This window comes from Olleya sediminilitoris (assembly GCF_016785945.1).
GTDB classification, from domain to species: domain Bacteria; phylum Bacteroidota; class Bacteroidia; order Flavobacteriales; family Flavobacteriaceae; genus Olleya; species Olleya sediminilitoris.
Genome location: NZ_JAEMEF010000002.1, coordinates 147951 through 167907, shown reverse-complemented (window position 1 = coordinate 167907; position 19957 = coordinate 147951). Strand labels below are relative to the sequence as shown.

Genomic DNA, 19957 nt, shown 5'->3' with positions numbered 1-19957 from the left:
GAAGTGCTTTTTAAAACATAATTATGCTCCTATTAAATGAATTTCAGTGAATTTTTTATCCACTACCATTGCTATTGTGCCATCGACTTTTAAATGTTCTATAGAAATCGTTTCGTTATCCAACTGAATTTCTTTTATTTCAAAAGGTAACCCATGAATATTTAATTTGAAGGTTTTAAAGGTCGCTTCATACTTTCCTTCTTTGTGTTGTTGTAAAATCAACTCGTTTGACTTTCCTGTTAATTTAAATGTCCTGAAGCTATAACGTCCTTTGGTATAATCATAACCATCGTGAGCATCATCAAATAATTGTGAAGACTCTTTACCTTTTTTATAATACACATCTAAGGTTATTTCGTCAATAACTTTTTCGTCTACATATTGTTGCTTTGGATATTTAGGGATAATAGCACCTTCTTTAATAAAAATTGGCATACTATCTATCTCTGCATCTACCCATTTTTCTTTTCCACCTTGTACAACCTCATCAGTCCAGAAGTTATACCAAGTACCTCTTGGTATATACATTCTACGTCCTTTGGCATTTGGCTCTTGTATTGGACAAACTAGTATTTGGTTACCATACATAAACTCGTCTGTTCTATAATGCGTTTGACTATCTTCTTGGTCATACATAACCAAAGATTTTAAAATTGGTGTTCCATGCTCTACCAAATTCCAAAAAGCAGTGTATAAATATGGTAAAAGTTGGTATCTAATTTCAATAAACTTTCTAACCACGTCTGTTACGTCCTCATCAAAAGCCCAAGGTTCTTGATCTCCATGATCTCCTGATGAGTGCACACGACAAAATGGATGAAAAATACCTAATTGAATCCATCTAGTAAATAACTCTCCTTGAGGTTGCTCTGCAAATCCACCAATATCACTTCCAGCAAAACTAAACCCAGACATTGCCATACGTTGTGCTTGGACATTAGCGATCCATAAATGCTCCCAAGTAGCAACATTATCACCTGTCCAAGTAGAAGTATAGCGTTGAGTACCAGAATAAGCTGCTCTAGTTATTACAAAAGGACGTTTTGGGTAGTTAAACTTTTTCATGCCATGGTAAGTAGCTCTTGCCATTTGCATACCATAAACATTATGCGCTTTTCTGTGGCTACAAGGATTACCATCGTAATCATGACGTACATCATCTGGAAAAGTCTTATTTGGCACTTCCATAACTGCAGGCTCGTTCATGTCATTCCAAACACCTTGGATACCTATGTCTTCTACTAACTCTTTAAATAATCCAGACCACCAATCTCTAACCTCTGGTTTAGTAAAATCTGGAAAAAAACATTCTCCAGGCCATACCTTACCTTTCATATAAGGACCATCTGCACGTTTACAAAAATAGTCCTTGTCTAAAGCTTCTTTAAATACTGAATATTCTGGATCTATTTTAATTCCTGGATCAATAATAGCTACGGTTTTAAACCCATCGTCTGCCAACTCTTTAACCATGCGTTTAGGATCTGGAAAATAGTCTTTATTCCATGTAAAACATCTAAAACCATCCATATAATCTATATCTAAATAAATAGCGTCACATGGTATTTGAAGCTCTCTAAACTTAGATGTAATTGCTTTGACTTCTGCTTCTGGATAATAACTCCATTTACATTGATGAAAACCTAAAGCCCATAAAGGTGGTAGTTGGTGTGGCTTACCTGTTAGGTCTGTATAGTTTTCTACAACTGTTTCCATTTTAGGTCCATAGATAAAATAATAGTTCATCTCTCCTCCTTGAGCCCAAAAACTTGTGACATTACGACGTTCTTGACCAAAATCAAAATAAGATCTAAAGGTATTATCAAAGAAAATACCATACGCCTTACCATGGTGTAAACCTGTAAAAAACGGAATAGCTTTATATATTGGATCTGTGTGCTTACCAAATGCATAAGAGTCTGTAACCCAATTTTGAAATCGCTTTCCTTTTAAGTTTAAATGCTCTGGCTTATCACCTAGTCCAAAATAACTTTCACGTTCATTAACGGTTTTACTCATCTTAACGATGTTTCCTCCAAACTCATAACTTTCTTCCCAATGAAACCCTATTTCATCTTGATTAATTATTTGGTCTGTAAGCACATCATAAATAGTTACTCGTCCATCTTTTTTAGAAACCTCACATTTTAACTTTGAAGTAATGATGGTATAAAAATCATCATTCTCAGTAATTTCCAACTTATTATAACCAGTACTTGCGTACTTAGTAATTGCATATGAAAAATCATTTTCAAAAGTACCTGTTGTAGTGTATCTAAATCTTAATACACTATCTCTTAAAACTGTTAATTGAAGAACGACATTATTTTCGGTATAAAAATATAATGTATCAACATCCTTTTGAAACTTTATTATTCTTGATGGAAATAAATTCCCTTTTTGCTCTAATTCGGTATTTACAATCATAGTTATCTATTATTATATATAGTAAAAAAACGGAAAATTATATTGTTACTAAAACATTGCTAATGTTAATTCTTACAAATTATTAACTACAACGTTTTAGATTTAAAAAATTATTAAATGCTTTATTTTCAGACCTTAAAACTAATAAAATGATATTGACTCAATATCATTTTATTTAGCTTAAGATTTATATTTTAATATTGAAATGCCTAAAGGCGGAATTGTAATTTCAACCGAATTTTTTCTAGAATGCCATAATTTTGACTGACTTATTAAAGTTTGATTTTTAAAGTCACCTGTTCCAAAATAGGAACTATCATCACTATTAAAAATTTCGGTTAACTGTCCTTTTTTAGGCAAACCAATTCGGTAATTTTCTAAAGGTACTGGTGTCATATTACAAGCAATAATTAAATTATCTTTTGGCTTATTACCTTTTCTAATATATACTAAAACAGAATGTTCTGCATCTCCATAATCTATCCACTCAAATCCTTCAAAAGAAAATTGTTTTTCAAATAAAGCTGGTTCTGATTTATAAACTTTATTTAAAGCTTTGACATACTCTTGCATACCTTTATGTGGCTTATACTGCAATAAATGCCAATCTAAACTGGATTGAAAATTCCACTCTTCACTTTGTCCAAATTCTGCACCTTGAAACAATAACTTAGTTCCTGGATGTGTAAACATATAACCGTAAAGGACTCTTAAATTAGCAAAACGTTGCCATTCATCTCCAGGCATACGACCCAAGATGGATTTTTTACCATAAACAACTTCGTCATGACTTAAGGGTAGCATAAAATTCTCAGTAAAAGCATAAGTCATGGAAAACGTAATATCGTTTTGATGATGTTTTCTATAAATAGGCTCTTTTTTAAAATATTGCAATGTATCATGCATCCAACCCATCATCCATTTCATACCAAATCCTAAGCCACCTAAAAAAACAGGTTTTGACACACCTGGAAACGCTGTAGATTCTTCTGCAATTGTCTGAACATCCGGAAAATTACTGTATACTGCTGTATTTAATTCTTTTAAAAAAGCTATCGCTTCTAAGTTTTCTCTTCCTCCATACATGTTAGGTTCCCATGCTCCTTCTTCCCTACTGTAATCTAAAAATAGCATAGAGGCAACAGCATCTACACGTAATCCATCTGCATGATATTGGTCTAACCAAAACATTGCATTACTGATTAAAAAAGATTTTACCTCGTTGCGACCATAGTTAAAAATTAAACTTTTCCAATCTTGATGATAACCTTTACGTTTGTCTGGATGCTCATATAAACATGACACATCAAAAAAGCCTAAACCATGAGCATCTTCAGGGAAGTGTGATGGAACCCAATCTAAAATGATTCCTATATTATTTTGATGAAGTTTGTCCACAAGTAATTTAAATTCTTCTGGATAGCCAAATCTAGAGGTTGGCGCAAAGTATCCTGTAATTTGATAACCCCAACTTGGGTCGTAAGGAAATTCCATAATTGGCATTAACTCGACGTGTGTAAAATTCATCTCTTTGACATAATTTACCAAGTCTTCTGCCAATTCTACATAAGATAAAAACCGATTGTCTTCAATTTGTTTTCTCCAAGATCCTAAATGTACTTCGTAAACCGAATATGGTGCATCTAACGCATTGTTTTGTTTTCTATTAGACATCCATTTATCATCTTGCCAAGTATAATTATCATCCCAAATTATAGAAGCTGTATTTGGGTTATGTTCAAAACGTCTTGCATAAGGGTCTGCCTTTTCTGTAACTATATTATTATTGTGGCTCTGTATTTTATATTTATAAGATGTGCCTTTACCTACATTTGGTATAAAGCCTTCCCAAATTCCGCTTTCATCCCAACGTACATTTAAAAGATGCTCTCCTTCTGTCCAATAATTAAAATCTCCAACTACAGATACTTGTTTAGCACTTGGTGCCCAAACAGCAAAATAAGTCCCATGTACTGCGTTTAAAGTCATAATATGTGACCCTAACTTTTCGTATAACTTATAATGCTTTCCTGCTTTAAAAAGATTTATATCAAAATCTGTAAATAAGCTAAATACTGTTACTTCTGCCATATATTAAATTACAAATCCGTTAGGTATTATTGCACCTTTTTTTATGACTACAATACCTTCTTTTATAACATAAGTATCTGTTTCTTTATCTTCTAAATGACTTCCTCCATTAATTCTTACATCATCACCAATCCTGATATTTTTATCTAAAATTGCATTTTTAATAAAACAACGCTCACCAATACCTAATAAGATTTTAATATTATTTTCTTCTATTTCTTCTAAAGACTCATAAGCATCACAACCCATCATGTAAGTATTAATAATTGTAGTTTCTTTACCTATTCTAGATCTGATACCAATTACAGATTTTTCAATTTTAGAAGCATGTACAATACAACCTTCTGCAATAACGGTTTTATCTAAATTTGTTCCAGAAATTTTAGATGTTGGCAAAATTCTGGCACGTGTATACACTCTTTGGTCTATATCATAAAGATTAAATTTTGGGATATCATCTGTGATACCAATATTGGCTTCAAAAAACGAATCTATGTTACCTATATCTGTCCAATAACCTTCATATTGAAAACTAATCGTTTTGTGCTTATTAATGGATTGTGGAATGATTTCTTTACCAAAATCTATAGTTTTAGGATCATTCATCAAATCTACTAAAAGGTCTCTATTAAAAATATAAATACCCATTGAAGCCAAATGATTTTTACCTTGTTTTTCCATATCAGGACTCACAGGTGAGGTCCATTCTGGTAATAAATCTGAATTTGGTTTTTCAATAAATGAAGTAATTAAGTTATCCTCATTAGTTTTTAAAATACCAAAAGAAGTCGCGTCTTTTGCATTAACAGGAATTGTTGCTATTGATATATCTGCTCCTGTATTAATATGCGCATCTATCATTTTGTTAAAATCCATTTGGTACAATTGATCTCCAGAAAGGATTAAAGCATACTCAAAATCATGTTCTAAAAAATGATGCATACTTTGTCTAACAGCATCTGCTGTACCTTGAAACCAAGTTTTGTTTCCTGGTGTTTGCTCGGCTGCTAATACATCAACAAAAGCTGAACTAAAAAAACTAAAATGATACGTATTTTTAATATGTCTATTTAACGACGCAGAATTAAACTGTGTTAGTACAAACATGCGTTTGATGTTTGAATTTATACAGTTAGAAATTGGTATATCCACCAATCTATATTTTCCTGCTATTGGTACAGCTGGTTTAGAGCGTGAAGCAGTTAATGGATACAACCTTGTGCCTTGACCTCCTCCTAAAATAATGGAGAGTACTTTGTCGTTAATCATAGTGTTTTAGTTTATGGATTGGTATAAATTAATATAAGCTTTGGCAGACACATCCCAAGAATGGTCAATTGTCATTATTTGTTTTTGTAATTTTTTAAACCTCTTACTATCATTATATAATGCTACAGCTCTTTTAATAGCATACTCTACTTCATAAACACTTACATCATCATGACATATTCCAAATCCATCTTGATCAATGTCAATTACTGTATCCTTTAATCCGCCAATACGTCTAACTATAGGTATGGCACCATAACGTAAAGCATACATTTGATTTAAGCCACAAGGCTCAACTTTTGAGGGCATTAATAAAAAGTCTGTTCCTGCATAAATAATATGAGATAATCTTTCGTCATAACCAATATACGCATTATATTTTCCATTATATACTGGTTTTAAGCTTTTTAAAGTATTTTCAGTTTCTTTTTCTCCCGATCCTAATAATAAAATAGATACTGCTTCAGTTTCTAAAACATTTTTAAAAACATCAGGGAAAATTTCGACACCTTTTTCTGAAACCAAACGACCTATAAATCCAAACAAGGGTTTATTTGGATCTAAATTATACTCTTTACATAACCAATTCTTATTAGCTTTTCTACCTGTACTGATCGTGTCTTTGGTAAAGTTTTCAATAATAAAATCATCAGTTTCTGGATTCCATACTTGGGTATCAATCCCATTTAATATACCTTGACATTTTGTGCTTTCATGACTTAATAAACTTTCCAAACCATTTGCATTTTGTTTTAATTCTTCCATGTAGCTTGGTGATACTGTTGTGACTCTCCAAGCACATTTAATAGCTGCTGCTAATGGATTTATACAACCATTCCAATCTAACAATCCTATTTTTTCTTCATTAAAATCAGGAATTAAATGTAGTTTATCATAACCAAACCAACCTTGGTATTGTGCATTATGGATAGTAGTAATTACTGGTATTGTATTTAAAACCTGATAATCAAAACACTCTTGCAACATAAAAGAAATTAATCCTGTGTGATGATCATGACAATGTATAATATCTGGTTGCTGCTTATGGACTTTAATCCAATCTAAAGCAGCAATTTGAAATGCTATAAAACGCTTAGTATCGTCTACTGAATACACATAGTTTTTATACAATAACTCAGGAATATCAATAAAATAAGCTTCAATGTCTAAATCTGAATCTTTAGTTTTCAAAACACTAAAAACATAATAATTAGGACCTAAATTAAACTCGGCTTCATAAACCTTTTCAAATGTATGTTCTTGAGTATATTTATTATCATAAAAAGGCATAATTACAGAGGAAGGATGACCCAAAGTATTTTGATATTTAGGTAAAGCTCCAACAACGTCTGCTAATCCTCCAACTTTTGCAATTGGATAGCACTCTGCACTTATGTGTATAATTTTCATTTATTTATTTTAATTTATTGATTAAAGTTACACTTTAAATTATAAAGAATGAAATGTTATTTTTAATTTAAAATTAAGTCTGTATTAATTCTATTTTAAGATTTTACGATATCTTTATAAAAAAGAAAAATTATGAAAAAAATTGCATTCTTACTTTTAATATGTCTATTTAATTGTAAATCTAACGCACAAGAAGAAGCTAAAAAATCTGATTCGAAAACTTTTGAAATCAGTAAAACTGATGCTGAATGGAAAACTGAATTATCTGATAAAGAATATTATGTTTTGCGTAAAGCAGGTACAGAACGTCCTTTTAGTAGTAGCTTAAACAACGAAAAAAGAGCTGGTGTATATCACTGTGCTGCTTGTGACACACCACTGTTTAAAAGTGAAGACAAATTTGACTCAGGAACAGGTTGGCCAAGTTTTGACCAAGAAATTAAAGGAAATGTTGCCTTTGGGACAGATACTAAAATTGGATACACCAGAGATGAAGAACATTGCGCAACGTGTGGTGGTCATTTAGGTCATGTGTTTAATGATGGTCCTAAAGCAACTACAGGAAAAAGACATTGTATAAACGGAGTCGCATTAAATTTTAAACCAAGTAATGAGTAATTTTAAAGTCAATAAAACTGAAGAACAATGGCGTAACGAGCTAACAGATGAGCAGTATCGTATTTTACGTAAAAAAGGTACCGAAATGCCACATACGGGAAAATACAATTTACATTTCGAGTCTGGAGCATATCATTGCGCAGCATGCAACCAGCAATTATTTGAAAGCGATAGTAAATTTGAGTCTAGTTGTGGTTGGCCAAGTTTTGACGATGCCATTCCAGGAAGTATCACCAACATATTAGACAAAACCCATGGAATGATTAGAACCGAAATTGTATGTTCTAATTGTGGTGGTCACTTAGGTCATGTATTTAATGATGGTCCAACAGAAACAGGAACTAGATTTTGTGTAAACAGTGCAAGCGTAGATTTTAAAAATGAATAATAGCCACCTTACAAGCATTATAAAACAGTTTAACTATTACAAAACTGCTGGAGATAAAACACTCCAGCAGTTATCCTTTAATGAAATGAATTGGCAATCCCATAGAAATTCCAACAGTGTGTCTATTATTGTAAAACATATGGTTGGTAACATGTTAAGTCGTTGGACTAACTTTTTAACCGAAGATGGCGAAAAAACATGGAGGCAACGTGAGCAAGAGTTTGAAGCCACTTACACTACGAAAGAGCAGTTATTAGCCGATTGGGATAAAGGATGGACTTGCTTATTTAATGCTATTACACCTTTAAACAATCAGGATTTGGATCGAACTGTATATATTAGAAATGAAAGCCATCTGGTTGCCGAAGCTATTTTTAGACAATTAGGACATTATAGTTATCACATTGGGCAGATAGCACATATTGGTAAACTTATTAAAAATGAAGCTTGGCAAAGTCTATCAATACCCAAAGGACAATCCAGTCAGTTTAATGCTAAAAAGTTTAGTCAGGCTAAACAATAATTTTTTAAGATTTTAATTCCTTTTTGTAAGGTCTAATAATTAAACGTGCTTCTCTGTCAAACCTAATGTAGTTGTATACCCAATTTATAAAAACAACCATTCTGTTTCTAAATCCAATTAAGAAAAACAAGTGTACAAACATCCAAACAAACCAAGCAAAAACACCTTGAAATTTAAACTTTGGTAAATCTACAACAGCTTTATTTCTACCAATAGTAGCCATAGATCCTTTATCATTATATACAAAGGGTTTCATTGGTTTATTTTCTAATAACTTTAGTAAGTTTTCTCCTAATAATTTACCTTGTTGTATAGCAGGTTGAGCCATCATTGGATGTCCTGATGGTACTGCTTCAGTTTCCATTTGGGCTACATCACCAATTGCAAAAATGTTATCTAATCCTTTTACTTGATTAAATTCATTTACAATAATTCTATTTCCTCTAGTTACAAACTGTTCTGCATCTATACCTTTAATAGCTGCTCCTTTTACTCCTGCAGCCCAAACTACTGTTGCAGCATCAAAAGTTAAATCGCTATTTGTGGTGACCGTTTTTCCGTCATAACCAGTAACTCTAATATTTTTCCAAACATGTACACCTAAGTCTTCTAAAAAGTCTTCAGCTTTTTTAGAAGCTTTAGTACTCATTGCTTTTAAAATTTTATCTCCAGATTGTATTAAGTTAATTTGTGCTAGTCGTGTATCTAAATCTGGATAATCTTTAGGTAGTATTCCTTTTTTAATTTCGGCTAAAGCACCAGCAAGCTCTACACCTGTTGGTCCTGCTCCAACAATTACAAAATTCATTAAAGCATTTCTTTCATTTAAATCTGAAGTTAATAAGGCTTCTTCAAAATTTTCAAGTATTAAACTCCTTAAGTTTAAAGACTGTGGTATGGTTTTCATTTCCATACTATTCTCTTTAATAGATTTATTACCAAAATAATTGGTTTTAGATCCAGAAGCTACTACCAAATAATCATATTTTAATTCACCTATATTAGTAATCACATGATTATTGTCTGTATTTATTTCTGAAACATTAGCCAGTCTAAAGAAAAAATTAGGAAAATCTTGCAATACCTTACGAATAGGATAAGCAATAGAATCTGGCTCTAAACCACCTGTAGACACTTGATATAATAATGGCTGAAATGTATGATAATTATGTTTATCTAAAAGTACAACTTGTACTTCTTGCTTTGATAATTTTTTTGCTAAAGCGATGCCTGCAAAACCTCCACCAATAATTATTACTCGTGGAAAACTAGACTTAGGTATGTTCATATTTTAAAACTTGCTGCACAAAGGTACTAAAAGATATATTTTTTTAAGATTCTAAATTCTTTATTCAATTTTGGTTTTGTAACTTCGTAACTTCTTAAAACTACAAAAAAATACACAATGAGTAAATACGATATTATTGTACTTGGTAGTGGTCCTGGAGGCTACGTAGCTGCTATTAGAGCATCTCAATTAGGTTTTAAAACTGCTATTATTGAAAAAGAAAATCTTGGTGGAATATGCTTAAATTGGGGATGTATACCTACAAAAGCATTACTAAAATCGGCTCAAGTTTTTGAATATTTAAAACATGCAGAAGACTATGGTCTTTCTGTTAAAGAATACGATAAGGATTTTAATGCTGTTGTTAAACGTAGTCGTGGTGTTGCCGAAGGCATGAGTAATGGTGTTAAGTTTTTGATGAAAAAAAACAAAATTGATGTCATTGATGGTTTTGGAACATTAAAAACAGGAAAGAAAATTGATGTTGATGGTAAAGAGTACAGTGCAGATCATATAATTATTGCAACTGGAGCACGCTCTAGAGAATTACCAAGTTTACCTCAAGATGGTGAAAAAGTAATTGGTTACAGACAAGCAATGTCATTACCAAAGCAACCTAAAAAACTAATTGTTGTTGGATCAGGAGCTATTGGTGTTGAGTTTGCTTACTTCTATAACTCTATGGGAACTGAAGTTACAATCGTAGAATATTTAGATAGAATTGTACCTGTTGAAGACGAAGATATCTCTAAGCAATTAGAGCGTTCGTTTAAGAAAAACGGTATAAAAGTAATGACTTCTGCTGAAGTTACTAGTGTTGATACATCTGGTGAAGGAGTTAAAGCAACCGTTAAAACAAAAAAAGGAGAAGAAGTATTAGAGGCTGACATCGTATTATCTGCTGTTGGTATTAAATCTAATATTGAAAATATTGGTCTTGAAGATGTAGGTATCGCTGTTGATAGAGACAAAGTATTAGTTAATGATTATTACCAAACTAATATTCCTGGATATTACGCAATTGGTGATATTACTCCTGGTCAAGCCTTAGCTCACGTTGCGTCTGCTGAAGCTATTTTATGTGTTGAAAAAATTGCAGGAATGCATGTTGAAGCCTTAGACTATGGTAATGTACCTGGTTGTACCTATGCTACTCCAGAAATTGCTAGTGTTGGTTTAACTGAGAAACAAGCAAAAGAACAAGGTTACGATCTTAAAGTTGGAAAATTCCCATTCTCTGCATCTGGTAAAGCTAGTGCTGGAGGAAACAAAGAAGGTTTTGTAAAAGTAATTTTTGATGCTAAATATGGCGAATGGTTAGGATGCCACATGATTGGTGCTGGTGTTACAGATATGATAGCTGAAGCTGTTTTAGGACGTAAACTAGAAACTACAGGACACGAAGTATTAAAAGCAATACATCCACACCCAACTATGAGTGAAGCTGTAATGGAAGCTGTTGCAGATGCTTATGATGAGGTAATTCATTTATAAAACTTATATAGTTTAAATAAAAAAAGTTCCAGAATTTTCTGGAACTTTTTTTGTTATATAAGTTAGGTTTTAAAACATAAAACCTAAACCAAATTGCCAAACATTATTTTTGGCATCAACACTTTCAAATGGTGTATCATCTTCAAAAATATCTGTAACTCCAATATTATAACGACCGCTTAAGAAAAAGCCACTATCAAACTTATAAGATGCACCTACTGCAACACTAGTGTCAAAATCTTTAACGTAAGAGTCTTCAGAATCAATTTCTATATCTCCTCCATCACTTGTTGGTTGAGAGTCAAATTCTTCATGAATTTTAAATCCAAATTGTGGACCAGCTTCAACACTTAATCCTTTTACTAAATAGGCTTTTAATAACAATGGTACTTGAATATAATCTAATTGGTATTCGATATTATCATCTGTATCAAAAACATTGTCTTGATCAATTTCTTGTACATCAAAACCTTGACCAGAATAAAAGACTTCTGGTTGAAAAAATAAACGCTCAGTAATAGGTATTTCGGCTACTAAACCAGCGTTAAAACTAGTTCTTGATTCTAAATCGCCTAAATCGTCTCCACTTATAGTAGAGGAATTAATACCTCCTTTTACACCTATTTGAACATCTTTTCTATCTGCTTGTGCATTTAACATTGTTACTCCTGAAATAAATAGCACTATAGTACTTAAAATTATTTTTTTCATCATAATTGTTTTTAGGTTAATATACCCTAACTACGATGTCAAAATAAGTTGTAGATGTTACATTAACATGGTTTAACAACAATACTATAGCTTTTAACAGTCTTTAATAAAATTAAAAAATCTTTAATCTAAATAAAGATTTTATATTGTAATTTTTAGAGTAACAAATTACAAGAAACTTTGAATAGCTAACTCATAACTTTGTAATCCAAAACCAAGTATAACACCTTTTGCATTAGCCGAAATATAAGATTGGTGTCTAAACTCTTCTCTTCCAAAAGTATTTGAAATATGCACTTCTACAACAGGTGTTTCAATAGCTTTTACACAATCACCTATTCCAACAGAGGTATGTGTATAAGCAGCAGCATTAAGTATAATACCATCGTAACTAAAACCAACTTCTTGAAGTTTGTCTATTAGTTCTCCTTCTATATTAGATTGAAAATGCTCTATAGAAACATTCGGATATTTTTCAATAATTGTATCCAAAAACTCAGTGAATGATAAACTTCCATAAATGTTGGGCTCACGTTTTCCTAACAAATTTAAATTAGGACCATTAATTATAATTAGTTTTTTCATAAAGTAAAGATAAAAAATTTGAGCATAAAAAAACCGAAGCTATTAAGCTTCGGTTTTAAATATTTAATTTACTAATACTTAGTTAAATTTATAAACAACACCAAAGTTGATATCAGCAAAATTTACACCAAAATCAAAATTGTTTCTAGACTCTGCTCCATCAAAATCTGCTTTTTCTGTAGAGTATCCTAAAACACCAACAGTTGCTTCAATTGCAAAATTATCAGAAACAAAGTAGCTAATACCTGGAGCAAAAGCAATATCAAAACCATCACTCTTAGCATCTGCTAATTTATCATCGTTTGAAATATAATCAACCCCTAATTCTGTAAATAAAGAAAATTGATCATCTGCAGTAAAGTAATATCTTCCAAATACTCCAATAGCTAATTCACTTGCATCAACAAAATCAACTCCGTCATTATCTCCTGAAAAAGAAGTGTAACCTAGTTTTAAACCTGCTGCAATGTTATCAGATAAAAAGTATCCAGCTTTTGGAGCAATTGAAAAAACGTTTGTACTTTCATCTCCGAAAGATTCATTACCAAATCCAACTGAACCAGAAATAAAAACATCACCTTCTTCAAAACCACCAACTGTAGTCATTTCATCTTGTGCGTTAACACTTGTAAAACCTAATACTGCAATTGCAGCTGTAAATAATAATTTTTTCATAATTAAATTTAAATTTTAAATTATTTGAGCTTACAAAATTAGAAGCTAAAGCAAAGGTGTACAAGTAAATTTTGATAAAAAAAACTTAACAAAAAGTACCATATTAACTTTCAACTTATTAAGATAAAACTTTAACTTTTTATTTTGACAAAAAAAGACTGTAAACCTATTAAATAATAGGCTTTAACAAATTTTAACGCATTATTTAACATTAAGCATATATTACCAAAAATAAAGAATAAAACACTTATTTAACATTAAATAAACATTAGAATCACCATTATAATGGCAACACTAATTATTCTGTATTTAGTAAATAAATTAAAAAGATTACATCAAAATACTACAGTTACAATCAAAAAAAAACCAACTGATAGTTGTAAAATGTTATTTTGAATACTAAAATCAACCTCAGAATTTAATTAAGTTTGTTATTAATAATTACAAGCTGAATTTAGTTATTCTAACACAAAAAAATGGACATTTTTAACAATTGCTATATTTATAACCTATGACCTGGACTCAAGCTCTTAAAGATTACATATCATATCTAAAAATAGAAAGAGGATTATCCGACAACTCTATTAATAGTTATGTGTTAGATGTAAATAAATTAATAAAATATTTGGACTCAAATGCTATACAAACAAATGCAATAGTTATAGACACTACGACTATTAAGCAATTTATTTATGAAGCTGCAAAAAACTTAAATGCAAGATCTCAATCCAGATTAATATCAGGTTTAAAAGGTTTTTTTAATTATTTAGTATTTGAAGATTACAGACAAGATAACCCTGTAGATACTATAGACTCTCCAAAAATTGGTCGAAAATTACCTGATACACTAAGCGAAAACGAAATTAACAACCTAATACAAGCCATAGATTTAAGTCATCCGCAAGGTGAACGAAACAGAGCTATTATAGAAGTGCTATACAGTTGCGGTTTACGTGTAAGTGAGTTAACTAACCTTAAAATATCAGATTTGTTTTTTGAGGAAGGGTTTATTAAAGTAACAGGAAAAGGAGATAAACAAAGGTTTGTGCCTATACTTGAAGACACACAAAAATATATTACTATTTATAAAACACACATTAGAAATCATTTAACCATTCATCCAGATCATAATGATATTTTGTTTCTAAATAGACGTGGTAAACAACTAACTAGAGCAATGATATTTACAATTATTAAAGGATTAGCTAAACAAATAGACCTTAATAAAAATATTTCTCCTCATACATTTAGACACTCTTTTGCTACACATTTATTAGAAAACGGAGCCGATTTAAGAGCCATACAGCTTATGCTAGGACATGAAAGTATAACAACTACCGAAATATATACACATGTTGACAAAACCCAATTAACAAATGTTATAAATAATTTTCATCCAAGACGATAACTATATTTATTAAATTTATTTATATTTGTTTCATACTGAATGTTTTAGGCAAGACTCCCTAATTGCTAGCATATAAAAACAGAACTTTATGTCTGAGTTAATTAAAGGTATTGGATTAAATCAAAATACCTCAAATTTTGATCTACAAAAATGGAAACTTGCATTAGAAATATCTAAAGTAGGTATATGGGATTATAATTCTGATACAGATCAAATATCATTTACTACACCCTCCAAAACCATAATTGGAACACAAGATAATATTAACTTTGGTAAAAATGCTACAGATTGGAATGATCGTGTGCATCCAGAAGACAGGCAGCAATATTATCAAGATTTTAAAGACCATTTAAATGGTTTAAAACCATTATACGAAAACAAACATCGTGTACTCCATAAAGATGGATCTTATAGATGGATATTAGATAGAGGAAAAATAATTGAAAAAGATAAACATGGTGAAGCTTCTAGAATAATTGGAACACACGTTGATATTACAGAATTTGCAGAATCTGAAAAAAAAGTTGAAGAAACTCTAGACCTTGTAGTAAAACAAAATAATAAACTTCAAAATTTTGCACATATTGTAACACACAATTTAAAGCAACATGCTGGTAACTTTGAAAGTCTTTTAGGCTTTTACGAAGAAGCAAATACCGAAGACGAAAAGATAGAGATGCTTGACTATCTTAAAACACTGTCTAAATCTTTAACAAAAACCATCAATAATTTAAACGAAATTGTAACAGTTCAATCTAGAAAAAAGAATACTGAAAATAAATTGTGTATCTGTAAAGAAATTGACTTAATCTTACAAGAGTTAGATTATTACATACACGAACAAAAAGCAAGCATAATTACAGAGATAAAAACGGATTGCTTTATTAATTTTAACACCTCTTATTTTCAAAGTATTACACAAAATTTAATTACTAACTCAATAAAGTATAGACATAAAGACAGAAATCCTATAATAAAAATAAGCTCCAAACAAGTAGGTAATATGGTTCAAATTGAATTTACAGACAATGGATGTGGTATAGACTTAGATAAGTTTGGGAAAGACATTTTTGGATTATATAAAACCTTTCATAATAATACAGACTCTGAAGGTGTTGGTTTGTATTTAGTAAAAAATCAAATTGAAGCCTTTAATGGTACTATTGATATTAAAAGTAAAGTTAATATAGGCACTACTTTTACGATTAAAATTCCAAATTAGACGTGCAATAATCACCCAAAACTAACGTTTTAACTACAAATTAAGTAGTTTGTCGATGTAACGCTTTCGGGACTCTAAAAAACATTAAAACATTATAAATGTTTTTAATATTTGTTAGACACCTCATAATCTAAAAAATGGAAAATCAAACAATTAAAAACCAAAAATGGCACTTTGCTCTTGAAAATTCTGGAATTGGAGTTTGGGATTGGAATTCAATAACTAACGAAGTATTTTATTCTAAAGAATCAAAAAAAATACTTGGTTTTGAAGATCATGAAATAGGATCTAAACCTTCAGAATGGGATGATCGAGTACATCGTGAAGATAAATTAGAATATTTTGAAGATTTTAATAACCATATAAATGGTAAAATTTCTGAATATGTAAATGTACACCGAGTATTACACAAGGACAATTCATATAGATGGATTTTAGATAAAGGTAAAGTTGTAGAGCGAGATTTTGAGGGAAAACCTACACGTATTATAGGTACACACACTGACATTACAAAACAAAAAGAAACAGAATTAGCTTTAAAAAAGTCAATAGATTTAACAACATCTCAGAATAATAAACTAAAAAGTTTTGCTCACATTGTGACTCACAATCTAAAATCTCATGCAGGAAATTTTGAGAGTATCTTGAATTTAAATGAAGAAGTCGAATCTGATACAGAAAAACAAGAATTATATTACCATTTAAGAACGATATCAAAGTCGTTAACCAAAACACTTAAAAACCTAAATCAAGTCGTTAGTATACAGACACAAAAAAACTCTATCCAAAATAGGGTTAATGTAAGCCATGAGATTAATACTGTTATTGAAGAGCTTAATTTTATAATTTCAGAAAGCAGTGCTGTAATATATAATGATATAGACGAAGAATGTGTAATCAATTTTGATTCTACTTACCTTCATAGCATTGTTCAAAATTTAATTACTAATTCTATTAATTACAAACATCCTGATAGACCTCCTGTTATTAAAATTAAAACTGAAAGTTGTAGTGAAAATTTAGTTTTAACAATATCAGATAATGGTTTAGGTATTGATTTAGGTAAGTTTAAGGATAAAATTTTCGGGTTATACAAAACATTTCATAATAATCCAGAAGCTGAAGGTGTCGGCTTGTATTTAATAAAAAATCAAATCGAAGCTTATGGTGGTACTATTGATATAGATAGTCAAGTAAATATTGGAACCACATTTATAATAGTAATTCCTATTCATAAAAAAATCCAGCTATAAGCTGGATTTTTTTATGAATTATATCTTTTAGATTACTTCGCAATATTTACTGCTCTAGTCTCTCTAATTACTGTTACTTTAACCTGACCTGGATAAGTCATATCTGTTTGTATTTTTTGAGAAATATTAAATGACAAGTCAGATGCATTTTGATCACTAACCTTTTCGCTTTCAACAATAACACGTAATTCTCTACCTGCTTGAATAGCATATGCTTTTTTAACTCCGTTAAATCCAAAAGCAATTTCTTCTAAATCTTTTAAACGCTGTATGTAGCTATCTAATACTTGACGTCTTGCTCCTGGACGTGCTCCAGATATAGCATCACAAACTTGTATTATTGGAGATAATAACGATTTCATTTCTATTTCATCGTGGTGAGCACCAATAGCATTACAAACTTCGTCCTTTTCACCATATTTTTCAGCCCATTGCATACCTAAAATAGCGTGTGGAGTTTCCATGTCTGCTTCGGCATCTGGTACTTTACCAATATCGTGTAATAATCCTGCGCGTTTAGCTAATTTTGGATTTAAACCTAATTCTGCTGCCATAACACCACAAAGTTTTGCAACTTCACGTGAGTGTTGTAACAAGTTTTGCCCATATGACGAACGGTATTTCATACGTCCAACCATTTTTATTAATTCTGGATGCAAACCATGGATACCTAAATCTATAACTGTACGTTTTCCAACTTCAATTATTTCTTGTTCAATTTGTTTTTGTGTTTTTCTAACAACTTCTTCAATTCGTGCTGGGTGGATACGACCATCTGTTACTAACTTGTGTAAAGATAATCTTGCAACTTCACGTCTAACCGAATCAAAACATGATAAGATAATTGCTTCTGGAGTATCATCAACTATAATCTCTACTCCTGTTGCTGCTTCAATTGCACGAATATTACGACCTTCACGACCAATAATACGTCCTTTAACATCATCACTTTCTATATTAAATACAGACACACAATTATCTACTGCTTCTTCTGTACCAATACGTTGGATTGTATTTATAATAATTTTTTTAGCGTCCTGTTGTGCTGTAAGCTTAGCTTCTTCCATTTTACCTTGGACGTAAGCCATAGCATCATTTTTAGCTTCTCCTTTTAAAGATTCTACTAATTGTGATTTTGCTTCATCAGCAGATAAGCTTGATATAACCTCTAATTGTTCTACTTGGCTTTTGTGTAGTCGATCTAATTCGTCTTGCTTTTTATCTAATACATCAAGTCTGTGATTGTAGTCTTTAACTTTACTTTCAAACTCAGTATTAAGCTTTTTATTTTTTGATAATTCGCTTGAAATTTGAGACTCTTTGTCACGCACACGCTTTTCGGCATCAGCCATCTTTTTATCTCTAGATAAAATTACTTTTTCATGCTCTGCTTTAAGTTCTAAAAACTTCTCTTTAGCTTGTAGTATTTTATCTTTCTTTATTCCTTCTCCTTCTACTTTAGCTTCTTTTAGAATTGCACCTGCAGATTTTTTTGCGCTTTTTATTAGCTTTGATGCATTGTTACGCTCTAGTATTTTTGCAATAACAAAGCCTATTATTGCTCCAATTGCAACACCTGCTATAATTAAAATTGTTTTATCCATTATTGATTGTTTATATATAAAAAAAGCCTACACTAACTTTGGTTTTGTATAAACTCCTTAAAATCAAGTTTAGGGCTAACAAGCTGATCAAGGGTCTGCCTAAATAACATAAATGTTATTAGCAGCATGCTTTTACAACTTAGAACTCACCCTTTTTAAAAGAATCAACGTTGAGTTTATCAAAAAAATAATTAATGTAGGCAGTAACCTAATTTTATTATGTTATATGAACGTATTATAAACTAAGATGTGACTGTAACAATTCATTTAAAGTTTCTAACTTTTGCTGAACGTGTTCTTCCACATGGTCTTTATCTAAGGCTTTCTGTTCTAATTGACTAGCAAATTGCAATGCGCACATGGCTAATACATCTTGTTTATCTCTAACAGAATAGCTTTGCTCAAACTTATTTATCATAGTCTCTATCTTCTTTGCTGCTAAACGCAACCCTTCTTCTTGACTAGGTGTTATAGTTAAAGGGTAGACTCTGTTTGCTATAGATAATTTTATTTTTAGCACGTCTTCCATAAAAACTATTTAAACTTTAACTTGATAATTGACTAATACAATGGTCAATCTCTCTTATTAATGTATTTATTTTGAGCTTTGTTTCTCGTTTATCTTTGTCACTGCCAAGTATTGTATTAGCCATCTTTAATGTGTTGTAATTATCTTGCCAAGTTTTTAATTCTAAATCCTTTGCAGTTAATTTTGATTGAGATTGTTCTAAAGCTTTTTTTAGCTTAGTATTTTCTAGTTTTAAATCTTTTTGTCTATTTAAGACTTTATTAATTTTACTTTCTAGAGCATCAACAATATTTTCAATCTTACTCATTAACTAATACTATACTTATCTTACAAAGTTAATCAAACCGTAACACTTTACAATTAATTTTCAATATTTTTTTAAGTATTAATAATTCAACTCATTATCAATTATATGGCTTAGTATTTAATTTTACTTTGGTAATTAAAACCTTATTTCTATTT

18 protein-coding genes and 1 other RNA gene are annotated in these 19957 nt (G+C 30.8%); 7 read left to right on the top strand and 12 right to left on the bottom strand.

All coding sequences use genetic code 11. The features are described from left to right. Positions 1 to 21 precede the first annotated feature (21 nt). From JAO71_RS03130 to JAO71_RS03115, 4 genes are all read right to left on the bottom strand, one after another. Positions 22 to 2427: a glycoside hydrolase family 31 protein gene (locus JAO71_RS03130; protein ID WP_202998769.1), complete on the bottom strand. Its 2406-nt coding sequence runs from the start codon at positions 2425 to 2427 to the stop codon at positions 22 to 24. 180 nt (positions 2428 to 2607) lie between these two features. Next, entirely contained in the window at positions 2608 to 4518 is a 1911-nt protein-coding gene (gene glgB, locus JAO71_RS03125) for a 1,4-alpha-glucan branching protein GlgB (RefSeq protein ID WP_116822907.1), read from the bottom strand. A 3-nt stretch (positions 4519 to 4521) separates the two neighbouring features. Further along, positions 4522 to 5787 (bottom strand): glucose-1-phosphate adenylyltransferase, encoded by a 1266-nt coding sequence (locus JAO71_RS03120; protein WP_054851179.1) that lies wholly within the window; start codon positions 5785 to 5787, stop codon positions 4522 to 4524. A 6-nt stretch (positions 5788 to 5793) separates the two neighbouring features. Beyond that, complete coding sequence (locus tag JAO71_RS03115; protein ID WP_202998767.1) at positions 5794 to 7197, bottom strand: glycogen synthase; 1404 nt, start codon at positions 7195 to 7197, stop codon at positions 5794 to 5796. A gap of 132 nt (positions 7198 to 7329) precedes the next feature. On the opposite strand from JAO71_RS03115, the gene msrB (JAO71_RS03110) reads away from it, so the two are divergent. The 3 genes from msrB (JAO71_RS03110) to JAO71_RS03100 are packed head-to-tail and all read left to right on the top strand — an operon-like array spanning position 7330 to position 8726. After that, a complete protein-coding gene (gene msrB, locus JAO71_RS03110; RefSeq protein ID WP_054851181.1) occupies positions 7330 to 7815 on the top strand; it encodes a peptide-methionine (R)-S-oxide reductase MsrB in 486 nt (161 codons plus the stop codon). Then, complete coding sequence (gene msrB, locus JAO71_RS03105; RefSeq protein WP_028606238.1) at positions 7808 to 8203, top strand: peptide-methionine (R)-S-oxide reductase MsrB; 396 nt, start codon at positions 7808 to 7810, stop codon at positions 8201 to 8203. Before msrB (JAO71_RS03110) ends, msrB (JAO71_RS03105) begins: the two co-directional genes overlap by 8 nt. Then, positions 8196 to 8726 (top strand): DUF1572 family protein, encoded by a 531-nt coding sequence (locus JAO71_RS03100; protein ID WP_202998765.1) that lies wholly within the window; start codon positions 8196 to 8198, stop codon positions 8724 to 8726. Before msrB (JAO71_RS03105) ends, JAO71_RS03100 begins: the two co-directional genes overlap by 8 nt. A gap of 4 nt (positions 8727 to 8730) precedes the next feature. Here JAO71_RS03100 and JAO71_RS03095 read toward each other — a convergent pair whose 3' ends face one another. Beyond that, on the bottom strand, positions 8731 to 10014 hold the full coding sequence (locus JAO71_RS03095) for an NAD(P)/FAD-dependent oxidoreductase (protein WP_202998763.1): 1284 nt from the start codon (positions 10012 to 10014) through the stop codon (positions 8731 to 8733). A 117-nt stretch (positions 10015 to 10131) separates the two neighbouring features. Between JAO71_RS03095 and lpdA the strand changes: the two genes are divergently transcribed. Beyond that, positions 10132 to 11508 carry a dihydrolipoyl dehydrogenase gene (lpdA, locus tag JAO71_RS03090; RefSeq protein WP_028606241.1) on the top strand — a complete coding sequence of 459 codons (1377 nt, stop codon included), beginning with the start codon at positions 10132 to 10134 and terminating at the stop codon, positions 11506 to 11508. Between the two features lie 69 nt (positions 11509 to 11577). Here lpdA and JAO71_RS03085 read toward each other — a convergent pair whose 3' ends face one another. The 3 genes from JAO71_RS03085 to JAO71_RS03075 form a co-directional block, all read right to left on the bottom strand. Then, entirely contained in the window at positions 11578 to 12219 is a 642-nt protein-coding gene (locus JAO71_RS03085; protein ID WP_202998761.1) for a porin family protein, read from the bottom strand. A gap of 168 nt (positions 12220 to 12387) precedes the next feature. Continuing rightward, positions 12388 to 12804, bottom strand: coding sequence for a type II 3-dehydroquinate dehydratase (aroQ, locus tag JAO71_RS03080; protein WP_202998759.1), 417 nt, complete (start codon positions 12802 to 12804; stop codon positions 12388 to 12390). Positions 12805 to 12882: 78 nt separating this feature from the next. Next, positions 12883 to 13479, bottom strand: coding sequence for an outer membrane beta-barrel protein (locus JAO71_RS03075; RefSeq protein ID WP_028290925.1), 597 nt, complete (start codon positions 13477 to 13479; stop codon positions 12883 to 12885). Positions 13480 to 13990: 511 nt separating this feature from the next. Here JAO71_RS03075 and xerD point away from each other — a divergent pair. From xerD to JAO71_RS03060, 3 genes are all read left to right on the top strand, one after another. After that, positions 13991 to 14887: a site-specific tyrosine recombinase XerD gene (gene xerD, locus JAO71_RS03070; protein WP_054851186.1), complete on the top strand. Its 897-nt coding sequence runs from the start codon at positions 13991 to 13993 to the stop codon at positions 14885 to 14887. 88 nt (positions 14888 to 14975) lie between these two features. Then, the gene (locus JAO71_RS03065; protein ID WP_202998757.1) at positions 14976 to 16109 is read left to right on the top strand and encodes a PAS domain-containing sensor histidine kinase; all 1134 of its coding nucleotides are present in this window, start codon (positions 14976 to 14978) and stop codon (positions 16107 to 16109) included. A 137-nt stretch (positions 16110 to 16246) separates the two neighbouring features. Next, positions 16247 to 17362 carry a sensor histidine kinase gene (locus JAO71_RS03060; protein ID WP_202998755.1) on the top strand — a complete coding sequence of 372 codons (1116 nt, stop codon included), beginning with the start codon at positions 16247 to 16249 and terminating at the stop codon, positions 17360 to 17362. 32 nt (positions 17363 to 17394) lie between these two features. Here the strand turns inward: JAO71_RS03060 and rny are convergent, their stop codons facing one another. The 4 genes from rny to JAO71_RS03040 all read right to left on the bottom strand — a co-directional run bounded on the left by rny (position 17395) and on the right by JAO71_RS03040 (position 19802). After that, the gene (gene rny / locus JAO71_RS03055; protein ID WP_028290929.1) at positions 17395 to 18966 is read right to left on the bottom strand and encodes a ribonuclease Y; all 1572 of its coding nucleotides are present in this window, start codon (positions 18964 to 18966) and stop codon (positions 17395 to 17397) included. A gap of 50 nt (positions 18967 to 19016) precedes the next feature. Beyond that, positions 19017 to 19142: non-coding RNA, 6S RNA (ssrS, locus tag JAO71_RS03050), on the bottom strand. Positions 19143 to 19201: 59 nt separating this feature from the next. Then, positions 19202 to 19495, bottom strand: coding sequence for a cell division protein ZapA (locus JAO71_RS03045; protein WP_054851190.1), 294 nt, complete (start codon positions 19493 to 19495; stop codon positions 19202 to 19204). 16 nt (positions 19496 to 19511) lie between these two features. Next, complete coding sequence (locus tag JAO71_RS03040) at positions 19512 to 19802, bottom strand: hypothetical protein (protein ID WP_028606247.1); 291 nt, start codon at positions 19800 to 19802, stop codon at positions 19512 to 19514. Positions 19803 to 19957 lie beyond the last annotated feature (155 nt).

Bases quoted from the DNA above. Each gene is read 5' to 3' on its own strand.
- JAO71_RS03130 (WP_202998769.1), bottom strand. From the start codon at position 2,427: ATGATTGTAAATACCGAATTAGAGCAAAAAGGGAATTTATTTCCATCA.
- glgB (WP_116822907.1), bottom strand. From the start codon at position 4,518: ATGGCAGAAGTAACAGTATTTAGCTTATTTACAGATTTTGATATAAAT.
- JAO71_RS03120 (WP_054851179.1), bottom strand. From the start codon at position 5,787: ATGATTAACGACAAAGTACTCTCCATTATTTTAGGAGGAGGTCAAGGC.
- JAO71_RS03115 (WP_202998767.1), bottom strand. From the start codon at position 7,197: ATGAAAATTATACACATAAGTGCAGAGTGCTATCCAATTGCAAAAGTT.
- msrB (WP_054851181.1), top strand. From the start codon at position 7,330: ATGAAAAAAATTGCATTCTTACTTTTAATATGTCTATTTAATTGTAAA.
- msrB (WP_028606238.1), top strand. From the start codon at position 7,808: ATGAGTAATTTTAAAGTCAATAAAACTGAAGAACAATGGCGTAACGAG.
- JAO71_RS03100 (WP_202998765.1), top strand. From the start codon at position 8,196: ATGAATAATAGCCACCTTACAAGCATTATAAAACAGTTTAACTATTAC.
- JAO71_RS03095 (WP_202998763.1), bottom strand. From the start codon at position 10,014: ATGAACATACCTAAGTCTAGTTTTCCACGAGTAATAATTATTGGTGGA.
- lpdA (WP_028606241.1), top strand. From the start codon at position 10,132: ATGAGTAAATACGATATTATTGTACTTGGTAGTGGTCCTGGAGGCTAC.
- JAO71_RS03085 (WP_202998761.1), bottom strand. From the start codon at position 12,219: ATGAAAAAAATAATTTTAAGTACTATAGTGCTATTTATTTCAGGAGTA.
- aroQ (WP_202998759.1), bottom strand. From the start codon at position 12,804: ATGAAAAAACTAATTATAATTAATGGTCCTAATTTAAATTTGTTAGGA.
- JAO71_RS03075 (WP_028290925.1), bottom strand. From the start codon at position 13,479: ATGAAAAAATTATTATTTACAGCTGCAATTGCAGTATTAGGTTTTACA.
- xerD (WP_054851186.1), top strand. From the start codon at position 13,991: ATGACCTGGACTCAAGCTCTTAAAGATTACATATCATATCTAAAAATA.
- JAO71_RS03065 (WP_202998757.1), top strand. From the start codon at position 14,976: ATGTCTGAGTTAATTAAAGGTATTGGATTAAATCAAAATACCTCAAAT.
- JAO71_RS03060 (WP_202998755.1), top strand. From the start codon at position 16,247: ATGGAAAATCAAACAATTAAAAACCAAAAATGGCACTTTGCTCTTGAA.
- rny (WP_028290929.1), bottom strand. From the start codon at position 18,966: ATGGATAAAACAATTTTAATTATAGCAGGTGTTGCAATTGGAGCAATA.
- JAO71_RS03045 (WP_054851190.1), bottom strand. From the start codon at position 19,495: ATGGAAGACGTGCTAAAAATAAAATTATCTATAGCAAACAGAGTCTAC.
- JAO71_RS03040 (WP_028606247.1), bottom strand. From the start codon at position 19,802: ATGAGTAAGATTGAAAATATTGTTGATGCTCTAGAAAGTAAAATTAAT.